The sequence below is a fragment of the Mycobacterium sp. E3247 genome (genome assembly GCF_001667785.1).
In the GTDB taxonomy this organism is placed as follows: Bacteria; Actinomycetota; Actinomycetes; order Mycobacteriales; family Mycobacteriaceae; genus Mycobacterium.
This window is the reverse complement of the sequence record NZ_LZJG01000106.1, coordinates 1-2,472: the sequence shown is the minus strand read 5'-3', so window position 1 is coordinate 2,472 and position 2,472 is coordinate 1. Positions and strand designations below refer to the sequence as shown.

Sequence of the window (2,472 nt, the reverse complement as noted above, 5' to 3'; positions counted from 1 at the left end):
ACGCGGCGGCCGAAGTGCTCGAAGGCGCCGATCGAGACGATGCGGTCGACCGGCTCGTCGAACTTCTCCCAGCCCTCCAGCAGCACCCGCGCCGTGCGGTTCGTGTCCAGCCGATCGAACATCTTCTGCACGTGGTCGGCCTGGTTTTCCGACAGCGTCAGGCCGACGACGTTCACGTCGTACTTCTCGATCGCCCGTTGCAGTGCTCCGCCCCAGCCGCAGCCGATGTCGAGCAACGTCATCCCGGGCTCGAGGTTCAGCTTGCCCAGCGCGAGGTCGAATTTGGCGTTCTGCGCCTCCTCGAGGGTCATATCGTCGCGCTCGAAATAAGCGCAGGTGTACCCCATCGTAGGGTCTAGGAAGAGCGCGAAGAACTCGTCTGAAACGTCGTAGATCGATTGCGACTCTTCGTAATACGGCCTCAACTCGGTCATGGCTGCCCGATACCTCTCATTTGTTGATCGCGAGGATGATATCGGACCAGTTCACCGCTCGCTACTTCGACCCGTGGGTTTAGTACGCGTAAAAACCCTGGCCCGATTTTTTGCCCAGCCGGCCCGCCTCGACCATGCGCAACAGCAACGGCGGCGGGCCGTATTGCGGTTCTTTGAACTCCTCGAACATTTTGTCCGCGATCAGCTTGAGCGTGTCCAGGCCGACGAGGTCGGAGAGCCGCAGCGGCCCCATCGGGTGCGACAGCCCGGCGACCACGGCCTTGTCCACGTCTTCGACGCTGGCAAAGCCGGCCTCCACCATCCGGATCGCTGACAGCAGGTAGGGCACCAGGAGCGCGTTCACCACGAAACCGGACCGATCGGAGCAGCGCACCACCTGCTTGCCCAGCACCGCCCCGGCGAACTCCTCGGTGCGCGCGGCGGCGGCTTCGTCGGTGACCAGCGTGCACACCAACTCGACCAGCGGCAGCACCGGGACCGGGTTGAAGAAGTGCAGGCCCAGCACGCGTTGCGGGTTCTTGGTGGCCGCGGCGATCTTCATGATCGGGATGCTCGAGGTGTTGGACGCCAGGACCGCGTCGGGATCGGTGACCACCCGGTCCAGGTCGGCGAACACCTGCGCCTTGACCGCATCGTCCTCGATGATGGCCTCGATCACCAGCTGCCGGTCGGCCAGGTCCTTCATGTCGGTGGTGAAGGTGAGCTTGCTCAGCGCGCGGTCACGCTCCCGCTCGGTCACCTTGCCCGCGCTGACGCCGCGTTCCAGCGACTTCACGATGCGGTTGCGTCCCGCCGTGATCAGCGGCTCGGTGGTCTCGAACACGGTCACGTCGACACCGGCGCGGACGGCGACCTCGGCGATGCCGGAGCCCATCTGCCCGGCACCGACAACTCCCACTCGTTCGATCGACACGTCACTCCTTACGGCAGTAGTTCGGCGAGCAGACGCAAAGGCCCCTCGACACGCCGGTGAAGAGGGGCCTTTGCGTCTGGTCGGCAGACTAACTCAGTGGAACTGACCCTCTTCGGTCGAACCGGTCAGCGCGGTGGTCGACGAGGTGGGGTCGACCGTGGTGGCGATCCGGTCGAAGTACCCGGCGCCGACCTCGCGCTGGTGCTTGGTCGCGGTGTAACCACGCTCCTCGGCGGCGAACTCGCGCTCCTGCAACTCGACGTAGGCGCTCATCTGGTTGCGGGCGTAGCCGTAGGCCAGGTCGAACATCGAGTAGTTCAGCGCGTGGAAGCCGGCCAGCGTGATGAACTGGAACTTGAATCCCATTGCGGCAAGCTCCTTTTGGAACTTCGCGATGGTTCCGTCGTCCAGGTGCTTGCGCCAGTTGAACGACGGCGAGCAGTTGTAAGCCAGCATCTGGTCGGGGTACTCCGCCTTGACCGACTCGGAGAACTTCCGCGCCAGCTCGAGGTCCGGGGTGCCGGTCTCCATCCAGATCAGGTCGGCGAACGGGGCGTAGGCCTTCGCCCGCGCGATGCAGGGCTCGATGCCGTTCTTGGTCCGGTAGAAACCTTCGCGGGTGCGCTCGCCGGTGATGAACGGCTGGTCGCGCTCGTCGACGTCGGACGTGATCAGCGTCGCCGCCTCGGCGTCGGTGCGGGCGATCACGACGGTCGGGACGTCGCAGACGTCGGCGGCCAGGCGGGCCGAGGTGAGCGTGCGGATGTGCTGCTGGGTCGGGATCAGCACCTTGCCGCCCAGGTGACCGCACTTCTTCTCCGAGGCCAGCTGGTCCTCCCAGTGCGAACCCGCGACACCGGCGGCGATCATGGCCTTCTGCAGTTCGAAGACGTTGAGCGCGCCGCCGAAGCCCGCCTCGCCGTCAGCCACGATCGGCGCCAGCCAGTTCTCCACGGACCGGTCGCCCTCGACCTTGGCGATCTGGTCGGCGCGCAGCAGCGCGTTGTTGATCCGGCGGACCACCTGCGGCACCGAGTTGGCCGGGTACAGGCTCTGGTCGGGGTAGGTGTGGCCGGACAGGTTGGCGTCACCGGCGACCTGCCA

3 protein-coding genes are annotated in these 2,472 nt (G+C 65.7%); all 3 read right to left on the bottom strand.

Annotation, left to right across the window (positions count from 1 at the left end; genetic code table 11):
- On the bottom strand, positions 1 to 434 hold a 434-nt coding region (locus A9X04_RS05460), incomplete at its 3' end, for a class I SAM-dependent methyltransferase (protein ID WP_156764231.1).
- Between the two features lie 79 nt (positions 435 to 513).
- Complete coding sequence (locus tag A9X04_RS05455; RefSeq protein WP_082974822.1) at positions 514 to 1,368, bottom strand: 3-hydroxybutyryl-CoA dehydrogenase; 855 nt, start codon at positions 1,366 to 1,368, stop codon at positions 514 to 516.
- A 93-nt stretch (positions 1,369 to 1,461) separates the two neighbouring features.
- The coding region (gene aceA, locus A9X04_RS05450; protein WP_067918479.1) for an isocitrate lyase at positions 1,462 to 2,472 on the bottom strand (1,011 nt) is incomplete at its 5' end.